The sequence below is a fragment of the Bordetella sp. 02P26C-1 genome (assembly GCF_009763255.1).
Lineage (GTDB): Bacteria > Pseudomonadota > Gammaproteobacteria > Burkholderiales > Burkholderiaceae_B > Bordetella_A.
This window is the reverse complement of sequence record NZ_WSJB01000032.1, coordinates 182,680-201,210: the sequence shown is the minus strand read 5'-3', so window position 1 is coordinate 201,210 and position 18,531 is coordinate 182,680. Positions and strand designations below refer to the sequence as shown.

Sequence of the window (18,531 nt, the reverse complement as noted above, 5' to 3'; positions counted from 1 at the left end):
ATGCAAAATTAAGAATCGGCCAAACTCAACAACACCTCACTCAATACTCGGGCACCAGCGGCTGCGTCGGCCGCGGTAATGGATTCAGCTTCGTTATGGGTAATACCTTGGTGGCAAGGGATGAAGAGCATCGCGGACGGGCAGATCGGATGCAGATACCGCGCATCGTGTCCAGCCGCCGAGAGCATATCCATCCAGCTCACGCCTATCGTTTCGGCCGCAGACCGTATGCGTTGCCTCATCGACTGCGGAAATTCGAGCGACATCGCGTTGGACAATTCGTCGACCTTGACCGAGCAAGGACCGGCATGCGCCTGGCAAATCTGCGCCACCGCATCGCCTAACGTCGTCAGAGCTTCCGAATCGGGATGACGCAAATCGATAGAGAACTCAACGCTTTTGGCTACCACGGAAGGCGCATTCGGATGCACGTCGAGCCGGCCGACTGTGAATTTCACCAGGTCCTGGTCATCGTGCATGCGCTGGGTCAACGCATCGATAATGCGCACCGCGGCAAGCAGTGCGTCCTTGCGCTCGCGACGCAACGATGTTCCCGCGTGCGCGGCTTCACCATCTATGTGTACCTTGAATGTCCGTTTCCCCTGAATGCCGCTGACCACACCGATGGTTGTTCCCAGTCGTTCTAATAATGGGCCTTGTTCGATATGGGCTTCGACGTAGCTGTGGACCGGCGTGCACAGTGGGTGTGTAGGGATATCCGCGAACGCGTCATGCGCCGTTTGCAAAGCGCTGGCTACCGTGACGCCGTCACGGTCTTGGATTGAACCGATATCGTCCAATGTGCGTGCTCCGGCGAACACGGACGAGCCCATCATCCCTGGCGCAAAACGGGAGCCTTCTTCGTTCATCCAAGCTACGACTTCGATGGCTCGCTGTGGCTGGCATCCCGATTCGATGATCGCCTCGCAAGCTTCGAGTGCGGCCAGGACGCCATATGCGCCATCGTATTTTCCACCGCTGGGTTGGCTGTCAAGATGGGAACCCGATAGCACCGGCGCAGCGCGATCGTCGCGTCCGGCCAGGCGTAAAAATACATTGCCTGCGACATCGCGCGAGGGCTGCATGCCAAGCGATTTTCCCCAATCGATGAGCAGCCGGCATGCGTCGATGTCCTCAGCAGACAAGGCCTGACGATTCACGCCACCAGCGGCTGTGGCGCCAATACGCGCGAGTGCTTCATGACGGTTCCATAGCCGCTGCATCGAGACATAGTCAGATACCCGGGCGCTCATGATGTCTTCATGATTTGAGACGGCTGCGCGCGAGGGTCTCGGGGCAGCCATCGGTTCTGGCTAACGGAGGCGAGGAAATCGGCGACGACCTGGTTAAAGAGTGCTGGTTCTTCCAGGTTGAGCGTATGGCCCGCTTTTGGTAGAACCGCCAATCCCGAAGCGGGAATCGTCTGTTTAAGAAATATGCCGGGCTGTAGGCAATGGTCGTCTTCGTCTCCCACTACGATCAGAGTCGGGACGGTCATGGCTTTGAATTCGTCAGCCAGATCGTAGAGGGAGGGGCGGCGCGCTTGCACGCCGCGCATGGTCATCGCCGCACCCTTGGCCGAGTGCTGCGAAAGATGCTCGGCGAATTCGTCCCAGCCGCGCGGATCTTTCAGTAGAAAGGCGATGCGCGAAGCGGCCAGTGCGTAGGTCTTGGAGAATGCTTCTGCACCTTGTTTTTCGAACTGCGCCGCTACCTCTAGCGACACGTCGCGAAAGTACGCTTCGTGTTCCTTTTCCGCGCCATACCCGGCGCCGGCCACGACCAACGATAGTGCACGGTCGGGCGCGATCAGGCCCACATGCAACGTCGCGAAGCCGCCCATGGACAGGCCTACGATGTGCGCTTTTGGGATGTCCAGCGCGGTGAGCACATCCACCACGTCTAGCGCGGCGCGGCGCTGCGAATAGCGTTCGAGGTCGTCCGGCACATCCGATGGGGGATAGCCGCGCGCATTGAACGCGATGCAGCGATGACGACGCGCGAAGTAGCGCATCTGCGGCTCCCAGCTACGCATGTCACCGCCGAATTCGTGGACGAAGATGATCGGCTCGCCTTCTCCTGTTTCCTCGTAATAGAGCTGTATGTCGTCGGAGGTCTTGATATAGGGCATGGGGCTACGCTCAGAACAAGTTTTGAGGGACGTCGATGGTGCGCGCCAACTGAACCATCTCGGGCAGCAGTTCGCAGAACCGGTCGGCCCAGCCTTCCGGCACGGTCAGACTGACCTTGACGAAGCGATGACCGAATCGTTTGGTGTGATAGGCGCCTTGCCGGATCATGATGCCTTTTGTTTGATAGGCAGCCACCAACGCTTCGGGCGTGATGCCCGCATCGACGGTCTCGATGATCAACAGGTTTGCTTGCGACGGATAGACCGGTAGAACCAGGCCGGGTACGCGGGCGACGGCTTGGGCCACGACTTCCTGGTTGCGGCGCTGCCGCTGCCAGATTTCAGGAAACCATTGCGCCTTGGTCTTTAACCCTGCGATGGCGGCGCGCTGCGACAGTACGTTGCTGCCAAGATTGTTCGGCGGCGCACTGGCGAATCGTTCCACCAGGTCTTCATGCGCCAGCACTGCGCCCAGCCGCATGCCAGCCAAACCCAGCCATTTAGAAAAGCTGTAAATCTGGATCGATTTTTCGGGATAGAAGCGATAGGCGGGAGTGAAGCGTTCGGCAAAACTGCTGTAGGTGGCGTCGTGAATCAGATAGGCGCCGACCGAGCGCGCGATGTCGGTAAAGGCCTCGATCTCGTCGGCGGTGTGGCAGGTGCCCAAAGGGTTGTTCGGGTCGACCAGATAAATCACGCGCGTTTTCTCGGTCACGGCGGCGCGCAACTGCTCGGCCGTGAGTTTGTAGTGCTGTTCGGCGTTGTAAATGGGCAGCTCTATGATGTTCGCGCCGGCTTTGCGCGCAAAATGCACCGGCCACGCCCAACTTGGATCGGTGGTGATGAAGTCGGTGTCGGGCGCGCAGATATTGCTGCAGACGTTGTAGAGAGCTTCGACCGCGCCGTCGGTGACCAGGACGGCGGCGTCGGGCGTGCCCATGTCTTCACGGATCAATTGACGCAGCTCTTCAAAGCCCGCAGGCGGCGCATACGCGTGGTATTCGCCATTGTCCATCGCTTGAATGACTGCCTCGCGCACCGATTCGTGGGGAGCATAATGATTGGTGTTCTGGCCTAGCCACATCAGTCCCGATGTGTTGCATAGGCGGTCGAAATACTGATTACGGATTTCGAAGTTCTTCATGGTCTCGTTCACGGAGTGATAGGGCGGTCAGACGACGGCGCGGCGCGAGGCGATACCGCCATCCACCGTGAAAATGGTGCCGGAGGTGTAGCCAGAGCGAAACGACGCCAGGAACAGGAATAAGTCCGTGATTTCATGGACTTTGGCGGGACGGCCCAGCGGGTAGCGTTCCAGCAGTTCCTCATAGCGTCCGGCATCGCCAAGCCGGTTCTCGGCGAATTTTTTCAGCATGTTGTAGATCCGGGTCGTATCCACCGGACCCGGATTGACACCGACCACGCGTATGTTGTCGTCGAGACTGGAACCGCCCAGCGCGCGAGTCATCGCCATCAGGGATGCGTTGCCGGCCGCACCTGCGATGTAATTGGGGTCGCATACCTCGCCGCCATTGCCGATATTATTAAGAATGACTCCGCCGCCACGGCGTTTCATGCGTGGGTACACCAGGCGGATCATGTCGGCGTAGCCGAAACCCTTCAACGCCCAGCCGTCGCGCCATTTTTGCGCATCGAGGTCGAAAATCGTGCCGCTGGGGATGACGCCAGCATTGTTCACCAGCACATCAATATCACCGGCCTCGTCCACGATGCGTTCACACGCCCCTGATGTAGTCATGTCGATGGCCGTTGTGGTCACCGCGACCGCATGCTGTTCCGAAATTTGGCGCTGTAGTGTTTCCAGCTTTTCTTCGGACCGTGCAGTGAGATGTAGGTCGCACCCTTCTTCGGCAAAGGCGTAGGCCAACCCTTCGCCGATCCCTTGCGATGCCCCGGTGATGAGGACTTTCTTCCCCTTGAGTTGCAAATCCATTGTGGAAATCCTATTCGAAATACAAAAATCTTGTATGTGTATACATGATAGGGACTTCATGTTTTTGCTTGTAGCTCGGGATTACACCTATCTCGTTTTTGGTGCATGCCCTAAAAGTGGGCATTCGGGCCTGCTGTGGGTGCCTATGTGCACGGCGACGGAACATTAGTGGCCCACTGGAGTTATTACTTAAGGTATACATAAACTGGTTGAAACGTATACAAATAACCGGAGTTTGCGCGCTTAGCGTTAGAATCACGCCTCTCGATCATGGAGTCCGCTCAGTGCAAGAAGCCGCAACGTACGCCGAGACCATTCAGCAGACACTCGAACAAGAAATCTTGTCAGGCGTACTCGCCCCGGGCACTCGCCTCGAAGAGGAAGAAATCGCCGCGCGCTTCAAGTGCTCGCGAACCCCTGTGCGAGAGGCGTTCCGCCAGCTGGCTGCGGCTTCGCTTATCACCGTCCGGGCGCGCCAGCCCGCCGAGGTGTCGGCGCTGTCGGCGCGCAAGCTGATCGAGATGTTCCAGGTCATGGCGGAACTAGAAGGACTGTGCGCGCGGCTGGCGGCTCGCCGCGCGACCGGCGCGCAGATTGCCCGAATGCGCGATGCCCATGCGCGTCTGGAGGCGATTGCGGACGGTGACGATGTGGATCTGTTTTACGAGATCAATCGCGATTTCCATGAAGTCATCTACGAAGCCAGCCAGAACGAGTTCCTGGCCGAACAGACGCGGGGCCTGCGTAATCGCGTCGCGCCGTATCGCAAACTGGTCACGCAGCGCCGACGCCGGCGCGTTGACTCGCTCACAGAGCACGCGGCAGTGCTGCAGGCTATCGTCGACGGTGACGAAGATCTGGCGGACCGGATGATGACGGAGCATGTCAATCTCTTGGGCGAGAAATTGTTGGATTTCATCGCGTTGTTTCCCGAAATGCGGGGCGATTGATCTCAAGCCCTAGGGAAATATCCGCATGGATATTTTCGTTCACTTGCTCTTCCGAGGGACGAGGGGGGACTCCTATGCTTGACCATTTGGGGAGTCAACCATTATTGGTCGCTTGTTTCTGCTGGGCGTTGTCGCGGGCGCCGCTGCAGCGCAATGTCTCTCCGCGTTGCCGGCTTCGCGTTGGATTGGCGCCGGTGTGTCGGCACTGGCGGCGGCAATCCCCCTCCTGTACGCGGCGTCGCGGATCTCAAATCCATTTTCCTTACCCGCAGGTTCGAAACGACGAGGACGTTGTTTAAGAACGGTCGCTCTCAGCCTGGTGGCAGTCGTTTTAGGGTTAGGCCTCGGCTTAGGCACAGCGATCTGGCGCGCGCAAATCCGCATGGGCGACCGGCTCGCCTGGACCCATCACGATGTGGTAAGCCGTCTGGTCGTGCGTATCGCGGATCTACCCCAGGGCGACGAAGGGCATTACCGATTCGCGGCTGATGTGAGCGAACCTCGACCCGACGGCATACCCGCGCGTATCTCCGTGAGCTGGGATGTCGTGGGCGATAAGCCCGCGACTCAACTGAAGCCTGGCCAGCTGTGGCGTATGGCATTGGTGCTTCGTCAACCGCACGGGCTGCGTAACCCTTATGGCTTCGACGCGGAAGGGCGCATGTTCGCCTCGGGCATCCTGGCAACAGCGACTGTGCGAGGCGTCCCGGTACTGTTGGCGGACGAACCATTCCATAGCGCCGGCATATTGATAGAGCGGATTCGTCATTGGCTGCGCGAGGGCATGCGCCGCGCCTTGGGCGAGCGTCGATATGCGCCCGTGATGATTGCGTTGGCGTTGGGTGATCAGGCGGCTGTGGCGCGAGGCGATTGGCAAATATTCAATCGCAGTGGCATTACGCATCTGGTGTCGATCAGCGGCATGCATGTCACCTTAATCGCGGCAATGGGAAGCGTGTTGGCGATGGTGTTTTGGCGGCGAGCAAGCTGGCGCGGAGTAAGGCTGGCCGAGTATTTGCCGGCACAAGTAGTGGGCGCGGCCATCGCGTTATGGGTGGCATTGCTTTATTGCCTGTTGGCAGGATGGGGCGTGCCGGCAAGGCGGACTTTCTTCATGCTGGCCGTCGTGGCTTTGGCGGCGATGGCACGCCTGCCTTTGTCGCCCTCGCGAATCCTGGCGGTGGCCGGGGCGTCGATTGCATTGATGGATCCTTGGGCGCCTCTCGCGCCAGGGTTTTGGTTATCGTTTGGCGCGGTGGCGATCTTGCTTCGTCTGGCCGTGTCCGTGGAGCAAAGCGGGTCGCTGAAAACCGACGGTTGGCGCACGCGTTTGCGAGCCATGCTTCGTGAGTTCGGTATGGTGCAGATGGCGATCACATTAGGCTTGGTTCCCTTGCTTGCTTTCCTGATGAATCAGGTATCGATCGTCTCGCCGTTGGTTAACGTGTATGCGATACCGATTGTCAGCTTCGTGGTGACGCCGCTCGCCTTGGCATGCGCGATGTTGAGCGCCGTGCCAGGATTGCATTGGTTGGCCGAAGTCACCGGCGTCATGGGGCATGCCGTGTTCGAGGCGATGATGGGCCCGGTACGCTGGATGAGCGATGCTTCATGGGCGGTGCTGGACGTGGCAGCGGCGCCATTGCCGTGGGTGGTCCTGGCGGTTTGCGGTGTCGTTTGGGCGGTGCAGCCGGCGGGTCTGCCATTGCGATGGGCGGGATGGCTGCTGATGCTGCCCATGCTCTTGTCTAAGCCCGACCGTCCAGCGCCGGGTTATTGGACGTTGACGGCGTTGGATGTGGGGCAGGGAGGCGCTATTGTGGTGGAGACGGCGACACAGGTTTGGCTCTTTGATACTGGCCCGAGCTCGCGTCAAGGCACGGATGCCGGTGAGCGCGTGGTGGTCCCGTATCTACGTGCCAGAGGCCATCGACACATTGATGGCCTGATCGTTTCGCATGCCGACATGGATCATTCGGGCGGTTCGGCCAGTGTGCTCGCGGCGATGCCGGTCGATCGTGCGTATACCTCCTTCGATCTGTCGAAATTCCTGCGTAAACGAGGTCGCAACGACAGCAACGCCGCGCTGACGAGCGAAGAACGGTTGCCTAATTCGATGGATCGCTGCTATGCAGGTTTGACGTGGACAGCCGATGATGTGCAGTTTCGCTTCCTGCATCCGGCGTCGGGGCAGGCTAGCGATGAACCGGGTAACGCGAGTAGTTGTGTACTGCTCATCCAGGGTAGAGCGCATACCGCACTGCTACCCGGAGATATCGGCGTTGCGCAGGAACGCCGTCTGATCGCCGCCTTGCCACAAGTTCATATCGTCCTTGCTCCGCATCATGGGTCGAAGACTTCATCGAGCGCCGCGTTGGTGCGCACGGTGCAAGCACAGCATGTCATTGCTCAAGCGGGGTACATGAATCGGTTTAACCATCCCACGCCCGCGGTACAAACACGTTGGACCGAGGCGGGCGCGCAGTTTTGGCGTACCGATCATCATGGCGCCATGATCGTGCAATCTTATGCGGGTGGCCTGGACGTGCAGTCATATGCTCAGTCCGCGCGCCGTTATTGGCATCGGGAAACACCTGCTGTCGCCGCCCCGGCCTTGCGATAAGATGCCTGTTTCTGTCACCCAGGAGCACGCATGTTCACGCCGCGATTCGATTACGTCACGTGCGCCAGTCCTGCCGGGCTGCATCGCATGGCCTATACCGAATGGGGAGACCCCGACAATGATCGCGTGCTCATCTGCGTGCATGGTTTGACGCGGCACGGGCGGGATTTCGATGAGCTCGCGCAGCGTTTGGCCGGTGAATTCCGAGTGGTGTGTCCGGATGTGGTCGGGCGTGGCCGCTCGGATTGGCTGACGACGCCCACTTTGTACAGCGTGCCGCAATATGTCGCGGATATGGTGACATTGATCGCGCGACTGCGGCCAGCGTCTCTGTCGTGGGTGGGTACCTCGATGGGCGGACTCATAGGTTTGTCCTTGGCTGGCGTGGCGAACTGGGCGCGCATGAGCTCGGTCATGCAGCCTCGCGTGGGGGGCTTGCCACCTGATGCGCAGATCCGTTTCGATAGCATGGTGCTCAATGATGTCGGGCCTAGATTGGACCCCCTGGCGCTCGGTCGTATCGGTCAGTATGTCGGTCAAACGGGGGAATTCAATTCGTTGGACGAGGCTATCCGGTCGGTGCGCCAGACAGCGGCGCCGTTCGGTCCCATGACAGATGAACAGTGGGAACGCTTTACCCGCCGAACCTACGTAGAGCGCGATGGGAAATGGGTCAAGCACTACGATCTGAATCTCGCCTTGCCGCTGGCCGCCCAGGCTGCGGAAGTCTATTCCACGGGCGAGCAGATGTTATGGAATGCCTACGACTCGCTGGATTGTCCGGTGCTGATCGTACGCGGTGAAGCTTCGGACTTGCTGTCGACGGCTACCGCGTCGGAAATGCTGCGGCGAAATCCTCGGGCGCGTCTTGTGACTGTCCCGCTCGTCGGACATGCGCCCACTCTGATGGATGCGGCGCAGCTCGATCCCGTCGTGGGGTTTTTATTGGAGCGTGAGCCGACTCACCCATGATCCCGCCCGGGTCCTGGGTGATGGGAACGATAGATGCTGGGGTTCGCGCATCGCGCCAGGAGCGGTGGTCATAGTAACGACCCACTTCGGGCAACGCCTATTTGAATGCTTCGAAGGTTCACTATGCGAAACCCCCTTTCAATCAAGCTTGGTCAGATCAATCCCACCATCGGCGACATGGAAGGCAATGTTGCCTTGATGTCAGCCGTCGCCGCCGAAGCGCAGGCTGAGGGCGTGGACATGGTGGTGTTTCCGGAGCTGGCACTCACCGGGTATACGCCGGGCGACCTGTTGGCCGATCCCTTGTTCGCCGAGCGTTTGAACGACGCGCGTGCGCTTTTGTGCGAAGCCAGCCGGAAAACTCCCGATGTTTACTGGGTAGTCGGCCAGCCTTTGCGCAAGGAGGGTGGCGCGAGCGGATCGTTTTATAACGGTGTGCAGGTCTTGCTCAACGGGGTGGTCGTCTTGACTCAGAGCAAGCAGTCGCTGTCTGGTGATGGCGTCTTTGATGAGCATCGGCACTTCAGCGCAGGCGGCGAAAGCGTGAAAGTACTGCGTATTCGCGATGCCACCGTGGGTTTTCTGATTGGCGCGGACGCGTGGTGCGACGGGGGCTCGGATTGCCCGACAGCGCCGCTGCGACGACTGGCTGATGCCTCGCCGGATCTGGTTGTGTCGCTGCAGGCAAGCCCAAGTAGCAAAGGCGCGCGTCGCAACCGTCACCAGCGTATTGCCGAGGTCTGCACGCGCTATCACCTGTCCATGGTCTGCGTGGCGCAGGTCGGCGGGCAGGATCATATTGTGTTCGATGGCGGGTCGTTTGCGGTCGATGCAGAAGGCACCGTGGTATTCGAAGCCAAACGGTTCGAGCCAGATGCGCCGACCTTGCGGTTCGAACTGGATCCGCCGCGGTTTGTTGACGGGCAAGGCGAGGCGCTCGCGCCGATAGACCCCGAAGGCTTGCCATTGATGGAGTTCTACCGACGTCAGGCTGTCGTGGGCCTGCGCGATTATGCACGCCGCTGTGGATTTAAAAAGGCCCTGGTTGGTTCGTCCGGCGGCATTGATTCGGCACTCACGATCGCTTTGGCCGCCGAGGCGCTGGGCGCGGAAAACGTCGTCGCCATTACGATGCCCTCCGTTTATTCCAGCGAAGGCAGTGTGTCGGATTCGGTGACGCTGTGCGGCAATCTCGGTGTGACGCTATATCAGGTCCCGATCCGCGACATCGTCTCGCAGTTTTCCTCCTCGATGGAGCAGAGCGACGTGCAGGAGGCGCCCAGTGGTCTGGCTTTGGAAAACCTGCAAGCCCGGGTGCGCGGCACGTTGTTGATGACGTATTCGAACCAGTATGGGCCCTTGCTATTGACCACGGGTAACAAGTCCGAGGCGTCGGTGGGGTATTGCACCCTTTATGGCGACACCAATGGTGGTTTGGGTTTGATCGGCGATCTATACAAGACCGAGGTTTTTGCGTTGTCGCGGCATATCAACGATACGGCGGGGCGCGAGCTGATACCGAACGCCATCATCGACAAGCCGCCATCGGCTGAGCTGGCGCCGGGGCAGAAAGATTCCGACGCTTTACCGCCATACGAGGTGTTGGATGACATTCTGAAAGTGCGCGTCGAAGGCGCGTTCCTCGCACCCGAGGAGCGCGAGGCGGCTCAAGGCACGGTTGACGATTTACAGCTGACGGAGAACGGCCGAGCCACATTGCAGAAAGTTGAGCAGCTCATCGCGCGCAGCGAATACAAACGGCGGCAGTCGCCGCCAATTATCAGAATGCGCGCCGCGCCCGAGGCGGGTAGGCGCGTATTTATCGTGGCGCGTCAGTATTGATGCGGCAGGCTCACATGGGTGCGAGGCACGGCTGTGTTTTATGGCGGCCCGTCGCTTAGCGCTTGTGGGCCTGGTTTGCAGCCGTACAATACCCGCTATGGATCCTACCGCCTTGAATATCGACCTGCATTGCCATTCCACGGTGTCTGACGGCATTCTGCCGCCAGCGGAAGTGGCGCGGCGCGCACACGCGAACGGGGTGGATGTGTGGGCGTTGACCGATCATGACGAAGTGGGCGGTCTGGCCGAGGCGCAAGCCACCGCGCAGGAGCTCGGCATGCGGTTCGTCACGGGCAGCGAGATTTCCGTGACCTGGAGCGGTCACACCGTGCACATCGTCGGCCTGGGGTTCGATGCCAGCAACGCCACGTTGGTCAACGGCTTGCGGCGCACGCGCGCGGGGCGCGCCGAACGCGCCCGCCGGATGGGTGATCGACTGGCGGAAATGGGCATGCCCGGCGCCTACGAAGGCGCAATTCCGCTGGCTGGAAACCCGGAGCTTGTCAGTCGCACCCATTTCGCGCGCTATCTGGTTCAGGCCGGCTATTGTCCCGACGTGCAAACCGTATTCAACAAATTCCTCGGCGACGACTGCCCGGGGCATGTGCCGATGCAATGGGCGACGCTCTCTGATGCGGTAGGCTGGATCCGAGGCGCGGGCGGTCGCGCGGTGATCGCGCATCCGGGACGATATAAATACTCCATCCTGCAGTTTCAGGCGTTATTCGATGAATTCATTCAACTAGGCGGGGAAGGCATCGAGGTCGTGACCGGTAGCCACACCCCGGATGAAGCGCGCCACTATGCCGGCGTGGCACGGCGTTATGGGTTTCTGGCCTCGCGTGGATCCGACTTCCATAGTCCAACGGAGAGCAAGGCGGATCTTGGTGCCTTGCCACCCTTGCCCGATGACTTAAAGCCCGTGTGGCACGATTGGTTCTAGGCGACGAATGAACAAGGCTTTTGTTAAAGAGTCGGATCGCGACGACGACGAGGAATTGCCCGAAGCGCAGGCGCTGCCCACGGGTACACGCAACTATATGACGCCCGAGGGCTATGCCCGTTTGCGCGATGAGTTGGCGCATCTGATGAACGTCGAGCGTCCTTCTGTTGTGCAAGTCGTATCCTGGGCGGCCTCCAACGGCGATCGTTCAGAAAACGGCGACTATCTTTATGGGAAAAAACGCCTGCGCGAAATCGACCGGCGCATGCGATTCCTCACGAAACGCCTGGACATTGCCGAGGTTGTCGATCCCGCCGCCCAGCCTAATCGTGATCAAGTTTTCTTTGGCGCTACGGTGACCTACGCCGATCAGAACGGCGAGGAGCAAACCGTCACCATCGTCGGCGTGGACGAAGCCGAGCCGCTGGCGGGCAAGATCAGCTGGATTTCGCCCGTTGCGCGCGCGTTGATCAAAGCGCGCGAGGGCGACACAGTCGTGTTGCGCACGCCTGGCGGTGTGCAGGAACTCGATATTCTCGAGGTTCGCTACCCAGACTAGCGCTTTGGTCCAAGCAGCACCGCTATCCCGCGAATTCCCGCATCCTGGCTTCGTTAAACGCCACATCAACTTGGGCGTGTACATCGATACGCTGGACCGCGCGTGTCATGGCTTCGAGCATTGCATAGGCCGAAGGCGACAGGGCTCGGCCGCGTTTTTTCACTATGTACAGGTTCCTGCGCAATACCGGTTGACGTAGGGGCTTGAATTTCAAGCCCGCTGTCACTAGCGGCGCCGCAGCCAGCGCTGGTAGGGCGGCGTAACCCAGTCCGCGTTGCAGCAATGGCAAAAGCGTGGACATCGATCCCACTTCATAAGCGGGTTTCTTATACCGCGTGGCGATGCGAGGATGTAGATCGACCAGCGCCCGTATCCCGTTAGAGGGATGCAGGGCCACCATGGTGTGCGAGGCCAGACGACTCCAGGGCATGGGCGAGTCTTCCTGAGCGAGTGCGTGGCCGCTGTGATAGACCGCGCCATAGTCGTCCGTCAGTATCAGTGTGCTGTCGAGCTCGGGTACGGTCTGGAACAGCGTCGTTACGCCAAAATCCGCATCACCCCCTAGTACGAGCCGACAGACGCCTTCCGTGGTTTCCTCGCGCATCCGTACGCTGATGCCCGGATACCGCGAGGCCATCTCCATCACTGCGGGTGACATCACATAGTTGATGAACGAAGCCGCCGCCGCGACCACGGCCGAGCCGCGCTGTCGCGTGACCGTCAGGCGCAGTTCTTCGAGCGACTCGGTCAGATCACGCAGCATGCGCTCGGCCGCTGGCAAGAACTGCGTGCCCTGAGCCGTCAACAGCACCGCGCGCGTCGAACGATCAAAGAGACGCACACCGATCTCGCTCTCCAGAATCTTGATCGATGTGGTGAGCGTGGACTGTGTCACGTGCAGCATTTCAGAGGCGCGTGTGAAGCTGCCTTCGCGGGCAACGGCGGTGAAGGCGCGCAACTGCTTGAGCGTGATGTTGGCGGAACTCATCTATTGAATGAAGCGATAAGTTAATAAATATTATTCGTTTGGAGCGATCCGGGTCGCTCAGTAGACTTATAGCCACGTTTTAGCAATGCCACAAGATGCTTGAGTGAAGGAGACCACGATGCAACAGCTTGCCAACGTGCAGGAAGATCTGCCGCCCGCGCGCCTGACCAGCCCCGGTGCTTGGCTGGGTGCGGAAATGGCGCGGGACACCCGATGGATTGAAGTCCTGACGCCCACCGAAATCGAGGAGATCGATGCCGCCATCCGGCACCACCTCACCTCCGGCCGAACCTTCGCTGATATTTCGCCAGAGACCTTTCTGCTACCCACGCTCGGACCGCGTCTGAAGGATATGCTGCAAGAGGTGCTCAACGGCCGGGGGTTTGTGTTGCTACGCGGCTTTCCGGTTGAGCGCTATACGACCGAGCAGGCGGCGATCGCGTACCTCGGGATTGGTTCTTGGTTCGGCAGTTTCCGCTCGCAAAATGCAGCCGGGCATTTGCTGGGCCATGTTCGTGATACGGGTGCCGACATCAATCAGCCGGCGACTCGTTACTATCAGACGAACCGGCAGCTGGAATATCACACCGACTCGTGCGACATCGTCGGTCTGATGTGTTTGAAAACTTCCAAGTCTGGCGGCGAGAGTCGTATCGTCAGTTCCTATTCGATCTACAACGCCATGATGGAACGCCGGCCCGACCTCGCGGCGGAGCTGTTCCATGCGTTTCCCACGGATCGTCGCGGCGAAGTCCCCGACGGGCAAAAACCCTGGTTCGATGTGCCGGTGTTCAACTGGTTCGACGGACAGCTCACCACTATCTATGTGGGCCAATACATCCGCAGTGCACAGAAAAACTTCCCACAGGCGCGTCGTCTGACCGAGCGGGAGATCGAGGCGCTCGCCATGCTCGACGAGCTGGCCAACGATCCGCAGTTCTGTCTGCAAATGGAGTTCCTGCCCGGCGACATACAGTTCCTGCATAACCATCAAATCCTGCACTCGCGCACCGATTTCGAAGATTGGCCCGAGCCGGAGCGCAAACGTCATTTGCTGCGCCTATGGTTAGCGCCTAAGGAAGCGCGTGCCTTGCCGCCGTCGTTCGCGGCGCGCTATGGCTCGCTGACGCCGGGTGAGCGCGGCGGCATTATTGTGAAAGGCACGACGCTGACTTTTGCCTTGCAACCGGCTTGAGCCGGATCGAGGGCATGATGTTGGCCGGTTGGAGGGGGACAAATATATGAAAAGACGTGAATTTCTAGGCGGTGTCGCGACCGCCATGGCGGGTGCGCTCGGCGCAACACACTCTATGCGAGCGTGGGCAGCGGAGGCGAGTGCCGCCGCGACAAATTGGCCGAGCCAGCCACTGCGCATCATCAACCCATACCCGCCAGGCGGGATCGTGGATATTCTGGCGCGGTTGGTCGGGGCGGAAATCAGTAAAACGCTGGGGCAACCCATTATTGTGGAGGACAAGCCCGGCGCAGGCGGCAATATCGGTACCGCGTTCGTGGCGCGGGCCTCGGGCGATCCCTATACGCTGCTGTTAGGCGCGAGCGGCCCTTTGGCAATCAATGTCTCGCTGCAGAAAAATCTGACTTACGACTCCACCCGTGATTTCACCCCGATCTCGCTGATCGCCGCGACGCCGCTGGTGTTGGTCACCGGCAGCCAATCGGGCATCAATTCGTTTGATCAGCTGATGAGCCGGATGCAAGACGCCAAGAATCCGCCCTTTTATGGTTCGGCGGGAACAGGCACACCGCAGCACCTGGCCGGCGAATTGTTAAAGCAGCGAACCGGTGGTCATGCCACGCATGTTGCGTACAAAGGTGGGGCGCCCGCGGTGGTCGCGGTGATTGGCGGCGAGGTGTTGTATTCGTTCGAAAATCTCGCGCTTGTGCAGCCGCATCTGCAAAGTGGAAAGATGAAGGCGCTGGCCGTCTCGAGCGCGCGCCGGACCGTGCAGCTACCGGATGTGCCCACGGTGGCCGAATCGGGCGTGGATGGCTTCGAGGCGCGGGGATGGTATGGTCTGTTGGCGCCCGCCAACATCGATCCGCAGATCACCAAGCGCTTGACCGAGGCGACCATGCAAGCGGCGAGCGTGCCGTCTGTGCGTTCCGTCATTGCTTCGTTTGGCTCTGAAAACGTGTCGACGGGCGGCGAGGATTTCTCGCGGCTCATCGCTGCAGAGATCGCCAAGTGGCGTGACATCATTCAGGCCGGCAACATCAAGCTTGAAGGCTGAAAAAAAACACGGACGCCTCGTGGCGTCCGTGCCGGATGCAAACACTTGCGTACTTGCCTCCCCAGGCGGTGTGACCGCCGATCCCCTTGGGTTACTGCTTATTTGTTGCGTGCCGCGATCGATTTCTCGGCCAGGTCGACCAGTTCGTTGCCCACGCGAGGCTTCCATTTTTCGTAGACGGGTTTGGTGGCCTCGACAAACGCCTTGTGTTGATCTTCGTTAAGCGTGGTGATGGTGACGCCATGGCTCTCGATCTCCTTGAGCAAGGAGGGATCTTCCGGCGTTACCCCTTTACGGGCGATAGCGATTTCCTTTTTTGCGGCTTCCAGTGCGGCTTCGCGCACGATTTTGCGATCTTCTTCCGACCAGGACTCCCAGACCTCGCGATTGACCACGAATACCAGTGGGTCGGCGACATAGTTCCAGAGCGTCAGGTATTTCTGGGCCACATCGTATAGCTTTGCACCGGTATAAATCGATAGGGGATTCTCCTGACCATCGACCGCGCCGCTGGCCAGCGCCGGCTGCGCATCGGCCCAGCTCATTTGCGTTGGGTTGGCGCCCAGGGCGGTGAACGTGTCGATGTAAAGCGGCGAGCCGACCACGCGCAGCTTCATGCCTTTCATGTCCTCGGGTTTGGAAATCACCCGGCGCGAATTGCTGAGCTGGCGATAGCCGTTTTCCCCCCAGGCCAGCGGCACGACGCCGGCTTTCTCGATGACCTTGAATAGTTCTTTGCCGACTTCGCCTTGCACCAATGCGTCAATGGCTGCGTAATCGGGCATCAAGAAGGGCAGGGAGAACAGGTTCAGCTGTTTTACCTGCGGGGACCAATTAATGGTCGAACCGACGGCCATGTCGATGACGCCTTGCCGGATCGCGGTGAATTCGCGGGTTTGATCGCCCTGGACCAGCGAGGTGCCTGGGTAGACTTTGATATTGATGCGGCCGTTGGTACGCTCGCGAACCAGATCCGACCAGATCACCGCGCCCTGGCCCCAAGGGAATGTGGTGCCGACGACGATGGAAAGCTTGTACTCGGGCTTGTACTCGCGCGCCTGTGCTGGCGCTAAGGCAAACGCCGTTGCCGCAACAAGAGCGGCGCAAAACAGTTTGTGTAGTTTCATCGGTTTGTCTCCTTATGTTTGTCTAATCTGTGCGTTATTGGAACGCCAACTGCGCCTCCTGGCTAGTACCCCAATTGATGCGGCAGCCATAACGCGAGCTGCGGAAACACGATCACCGCTACCAACACCACGAACATGGCCGCAAGCAGCCATAGCACCCACCGCGTGGTGGACTCCATAGGCACGCGCGCAATGCGGCAGGACACCATCAGGTTCACTGCCAAGGGCGGCGTGAACTGACCCAGTGCGACCATCAGCGTGAGGATGACACCGAACCATACCGGGTTCCAGCCATACGCATCGGCTATCGGCATCAGAAGCGGCACAAAAATCAGGAATATCGAGATGCCATCGAGGAACATGCCCATGACCATCAGGAGCAGCACCAATAAGGACATCACACCCCATTCGCCTAAGCCAGAGTTGACGATGGCATGCGTGATCGGGTCGATGATGCTCAGCGTCGACAATGCCCACGCGAATACACCCGCCAACGCCACCACCATCATGATGACGGCCGACAGTTCCGCCGCCTCGCGCAGGATCGTATAAAGATCCCGCACGCGTATCGTGCGATGAATAAACATGCCGACAAACAGCCCGTAGAACACGGCCACCACGGCGGCCTCGGTGGGCGTGAACCAGCCCAGCCGCATGCCGCCCAGAATCAGCACCGGCGCGGCCAGCCCCCACACCGCCTCGCGCAGGCTCGCCCAGAAAGGCGGGCGAGGCAGATGGGATTCATGAATGCCAAGTTTGTACTTACGCGAAAGCCACACCGCGGGCACGATCAGCGCGATCCCCGCCAGTAGCCCCGGCACCATGCCGGCGGCAAACAGGGCGGGGACGGACGCGCCGGGCACCAGAACGGAATAAACAATAAAGGCGATGGACGGTGGGATCAGAATATCCGTGGCCGCGCCCGCCGCGACGACCGAGGCCGAAAACGACGCCGGGTAACCGGCACGCGACATGGCGGCGATCATGACCGCGCCCACGGCAGCCGCGCACGCTGGACCCGAACCGGAAATCCCACCCAAAAACATCGCCACCGCGATCGCGATCAGCGGCAGCATGCCCGATCCCCGGCCCACGATGGCGATGGCTAAATCCACCAGCCGCCGCGCCACGCCCGATCGATCGAATATCGAGCCGACCAGCACAAACATCGGAATCGCCAAGAGCGGGTATTTCGCCAGCCCCGCATAAAAATTCTGAGGCACGGCCAGCAGACCGAACCAGGCCACGTCCAGATTCGACAGCGCGATCGCCAGCGTGCCCGCGATTCCCAATGCCACGCCCACCGGCACGCCGATAATCATCAAGATAGCGAAAACGACAAACAGCAGCGCAGCGATCATTGCACAGCGCCTCGCAGCAGACGGCGCAGGATGCCCAACGTACGCAACGTGATTGCCGCGGACATGGCGGGCAGCCAGATTGAATACCACCACGTTGGCACCCCGATGGCGGGGGAGGTGTCTTCGTAACGGTATTCATCCCACACCAGACGGGCGGACAGCACGGTGAGCAGTATGAAAAACAGCAGAACGATCGTGTGCGAGGCGATAGCCAAACCCCGTTTGCGCGCGGGTGTCCCGCCATCGGCGAAGGCTTCGATACGAATGTGGTGGTTCCTGACAAAGGCACTGCTCGCACCGGCCATGGTCAGCACAATCAAGAGAAATACCGAGATCTCTTCAGTCCAGGCGAACGACTGGTCGGTGAAGTAACGCACCAGCACGTTGCCCAGCGTGATCAAAGCCAGAGTGGCCAGCACGCCCACGGCGAGGCCGTCCTCGATGGCCAGCGGCACTTTCACTGGCGGGTCGGGTTCGACGGCGATGATGGGCTCAGGGGAAGACGGCGGGTTAACGGGAACGTCAGGACGGGACATGGATAGCGAACAGCCTGGACATAAAACGCGGACAAACAGCGTTGACCTTTCCTTATGGGAGGCAGCCAACGCCATCCAGTCCACCCTTGCGATGCGAACTTGCAGCATCCTACCTGCATGAATGGTGCAAGGTAGTGCGTGTTTTCCCGTGGGTGAAGGGCGGGCGCCTATGCTGCGGGGCGGCAATTTCGCCGTCATGCCGCCCGTGAGTGCAGGCAGGATTCAGGTGAATCGCGCCAGCGCCACCGCCTTTTTGCGCCGCAAAAAACGGGGGCAGGGTAACGATCCCACGA

The 18,531-nt window shown here is 60.0% G+C and carries 16 protein-coding genes; 8 read left to right on the top strand and 8 right to left on the bottom strand.

Going from position 1 to position 18,531, the window contains the following annotated elements; genetic code table 11:
• Window positions 1-8: 8 nt before the first annotated feature.
• The 4 genes from GOQ28_RS17330 to GOQ28_RS17315 are packed head-to-tail and all read right to left on the bottom strand — an operon-like array spanning window position 9 to window position 4,085.
• Window positions 9-1,253, bottom strand: a complete 1,245-nt coding sequence (locus GOQ28_RS17330) for a M20 family metallo-hydrolase (RefSeq protein ID WP_160357333.1) — start codon at window positions 1,251-1,253, stop codon at window positions 9-11.
• Window positions 1,250-2,131, bottom strand: coding sequence for an alpha/beta fold hydrolase (locus tag GOQ28_RS17325; protein ID WP_160349590.1), 882 nt, complete (start codon window positions 2,129-2,131; stop codon window positions 1,250-1,252). The genes GOQ28_RS17330 and GOQ28_RS17325 overlap by 4 nt, the downstream gene beginning before the upstream one ends.
• Before the next feature lie 10 nt (window positions 2,132-2,141).
• On the bottom strand, window positions 2,142-3,275 hold the full coding sequence (locus tag GOQ28_RS17320) for a pyridoxal phosphate-dependent aminotransferase (protein ID WP_160349589.1): 1,134 nt from the start codon (window positions 3,273-3,275) through the stop codon (window positions 2,142-2,144).
• A 27-nt stretch (window positions 3,276-3,302) separates the two neighbouring features.
• Window positions 3,303-4,085 carry an SDR family oxidoreductase gene (locus tag GOQ28_RS17315; protein ID WP_160349588.1) on the bottom strand — a complete coding sequence of 261 codons (783 nt, stop codon included), beginning with the start codon at window positions 4,083-4,085 and terminating at the stop codon, window positions 3,303-3,305.
• Window positions 4,086-4,369: 284 nt separating this feature from the next.
• Here GOQ28_RS17315 and GOQ28_RS17310 point away from each other — a divergent pair, with 284 nt between their 5' ends.
• The 6 genes from GOQ28_RS17310 (at window position 4,370) to greB (ending at window position 11,974) form a co-directional block, all read left to right on the top strand.
• Window positions 4,370-5,035, top strand: coding sequence for an FCD domain-containing protein (locus GOQ28_RS17310; RefSeq protein WP_160349587.1), 666 nt, complete (start codon window positions 4,370-4,372; stop codon window positions 5,033-5,035).
• 112 nt (window positions 5,036-5,147) lie between these two features.
• A complete protein-coding gene (locus GOQ28_RS17305; RefSeq protein ID WP_236844399.1) occupies window positions 5,148-7,658 on the top strand; it encodes a DNA internalization-related competence protein ComEC/Rec2 in 2,511 nt (836 codons plus the stop codon).
• A 30-nt stretch (window positions 7,659-7,688) separates the two neighbouring features.
• On the top strand, window positions 7,689-8,630 hold the full coding sequence (locus GOQ28_RS17300; RefSeq protein WP_160357332.1) for an alpha/beta fold hydrolase: 942 nt from the start codon (window positions 7,689-7,691) through the stop codon (window positions 8,628-8,630).
• A gap of 123 nt (window positions 8,631-8,753) precedes the next feature.
• The gene (locus tag GOQ28_RS17295; protein WP_160357331.1) at window positions 8,754-10,472 is read left to right on the top strand and encodes an NAD+ synthase; all 1,719 of its coding nucleotides are present in this window, start codon (window positions 8,754-8,756) and stop codon (window positions 10,470-10,472) included.
• 97 nt (window positions 10,473-10,569) lie between these two features.
• Entirely contained in the window at window positions 10,570-11,415 is an 846-nt protein-coding gene (locus GOQ28_RS17290) for a 3',5'-nucleoside bisphosphate phosphatase (RefSeq protein WP_160357330.1), read from the top strand.
• A gap of 7 nt (window positions 11,416-11,422) precedes the next feature.
• Window positions 11,423-11,974, top strand: coding sequence for a transcription elongation factor GreB (gene greB, locus GOQ28_RS17285; protein ID WP_160349583.1), 552 nt, complete (start codon window positions 11,423-11,425; stop codon window positions 11,972-11,974).
• A 22-nt stretch (window positions 11,975-11,996) separates the two neighbouring features.
• Here greB and GOQ28_RS17280 read toward each other — a convergent pair whose 3' ends face one another.
• Window positions 11,997-12,962, bottom strand: a complete 966-nt coding sequence (locus tag GOQ28_RS17280; protein WP_160357329.1) for a LysR family transcriptional regulator — start codon at window positions 12,960-12,962, stop codon at window positions 11,997-11,999.
• Between the two features lie 118 nt (window positions 12,963-13,080).
• On the opposite strand from GOQ28_RS17280, the gene GOQ28_RS17275 reads away from it, so the two are divergent.
• On the top strand, window positions 13,081-14,157 hold the full coding sequence (locus tag GOQ28_RS17275) for a TauD/TfdA family dioxygenase (protein WP_160349581.1): 1,077 nt from the start codon (window positions 13,081-13,083) through the stop codon (window positions 14,155-14,157).
• Window positions 14,158-14,203: 46 nt separating this feature from the next.
• Window positions 14,204-15,214, top strand: a complete 1,011-nt coding sequence (locus GOQ28_RS17270; protein ID WP_160349580.1) for a Bug family tripartite tricarboxylate transporter substrate binding protein — start codon at window positions 14,204-14,206, stop codon at window positions 15,212-15,214.
• A gap of 98 nt (window positions 15,215-15,312) precedes the next feature.
• Here the strand turns inward: GOQ28_RS17270 and GOQ28_RS17265 are convergent, their stop codons facing one another.
• The 3 genes from GOQ28_RS17265 to GOQ28_RS17255 form a co-directional block, all read right to left on the bottom strand.
• A complete protein-coding gene (locus GOQ28_RS17265; protein ID WP_160357328.1) occupies window positions 15,313-16,341 on the bottom strand; it encodes a DctP family TRAP transporter solute-binding subunit in 1,029 nt (342 codons plus the stop codon).
• A 62-nt stretch (window positions 16,342-16,403) separates the two neighbouring features.
• Window positions 16,404-17,702: a TRAP transporter large permease gene (locus GOQ28_RS17260; protein ID WP_160357327.1), complete on the bottom strand. Its 1,299-nt coding sequence runs from the start codon at window positions 17,700-17,702 to the stop codon at window positions 16,404-16,406.
• Entirely contained in the window at window positions 17,699-18,238 is a 540-nt protein-coding gene (locus GOQ28_RS17255) for a TRAP transporter small permease (protein WP_160357326.1), read from the bottom strand. Before GOQ28_RS17255 ends, GOQ28_RS17260 begins: the two co-directional genes overlap by 4 nt.
• Window positions 18,239-18,531: the final 293 nt, after the last annotated feature.

Coding starts and splice junctions, on each gene's coding strand:
- GOQ28_RS17330 (WP_160357333.1), bottom strand. CDS start 1,253: ATGAGCGCCCGGGTATCTGACTATGTCTCGATGCAGCGGCTATGGAAC.
- GOQ28_RS17325 (WP_160349590.1), bottom strand. CDS start 2,131: ATGCCCTATATCAAGACCTCCGACGACATACAGCTCTATTACGAGGAA.
- GOQ28_RS17320 (WP_160349589.1), bottom strand. CDS start 3,275: ATGAAGAACTTCGAAATCCGTAATCAGTATTTCGACCGCCTATGCAAC.
- GOQ28_RS17315 (WP_160349588.1), bottom strand. CDS start 4,085: ATGGATTTGCAACTCAAGGGGAAGAAAGTCCTCATCACCGGGGCATCG.
- GOQ28_RS17300 (WP_160357332.1), top strand. CDS start 7,689: ATGTTCACGCCGCGATTCGATTACGTCACGTGCGCCAGTCCTGCCGGG.
- GOQ28_RS17295 (WP_160357331.1), top strand. CDS start 8,754: ATGCGAAACCCCCTTTCAATCAAGCTTGGTCAGATCAATCCCACCATC.
- GOQ28_RS17290 (WP_160357330.1), top strand. CDS start 10,570: ATGGATCCTACCGCCTTGAATATCGACCTGCATTGCCATTCCACGGTG.
- greB (WP_160349583.1), top strand. CDS start 11,423: ATGAACAAGGCTTTTGTTAAAGAGTCGGATCGCGACGACGACGAGGAA.
- GOQ28_RS17280 (WP_160357329.1), bottom strand. CDS start 12,962: ATGAGTTCCGCCAACATCACGCTCAAGCAGTTGCGCGCCTTCACCGCC.
- GOQ28_RS17275 (WP_160349581.1), top strand. CDS start 13,081: ATGCAACAGCTTGCCAACGTGCAGGAAGATCTGCCGCCCGCGCGCCTG.
- GOQ28_RS17270 (WP_160349580.1), top strand. CDS start 14,204: ATGAAAAGACGTGAATTTCTAGGCGGTGTCGCGACCGCCATGGCGGGT.
- GOQ28_RS17265 (WP_160357328.1), bottom strand. CDS start 16,341: ATGAAACTACACAAACTGTTTTGCGCCGCTCTTGTTGCGGCAACGGCG.
- GOQ28_RS17260 (WP_160357327.1), bottom strand. CDS start 17,702: ATGATCGCTGCGCTGCTGTTTGTCGTTTTCGCTATCTTGATGATTATC.
- GOQ28_RS17255 (WP_160357326.1), bottom strand. CDS start 18,238: ATGTCCCGTCCTGACGTTCCCGTTAACCCGCCGTCTTCCCCTGAGCCC.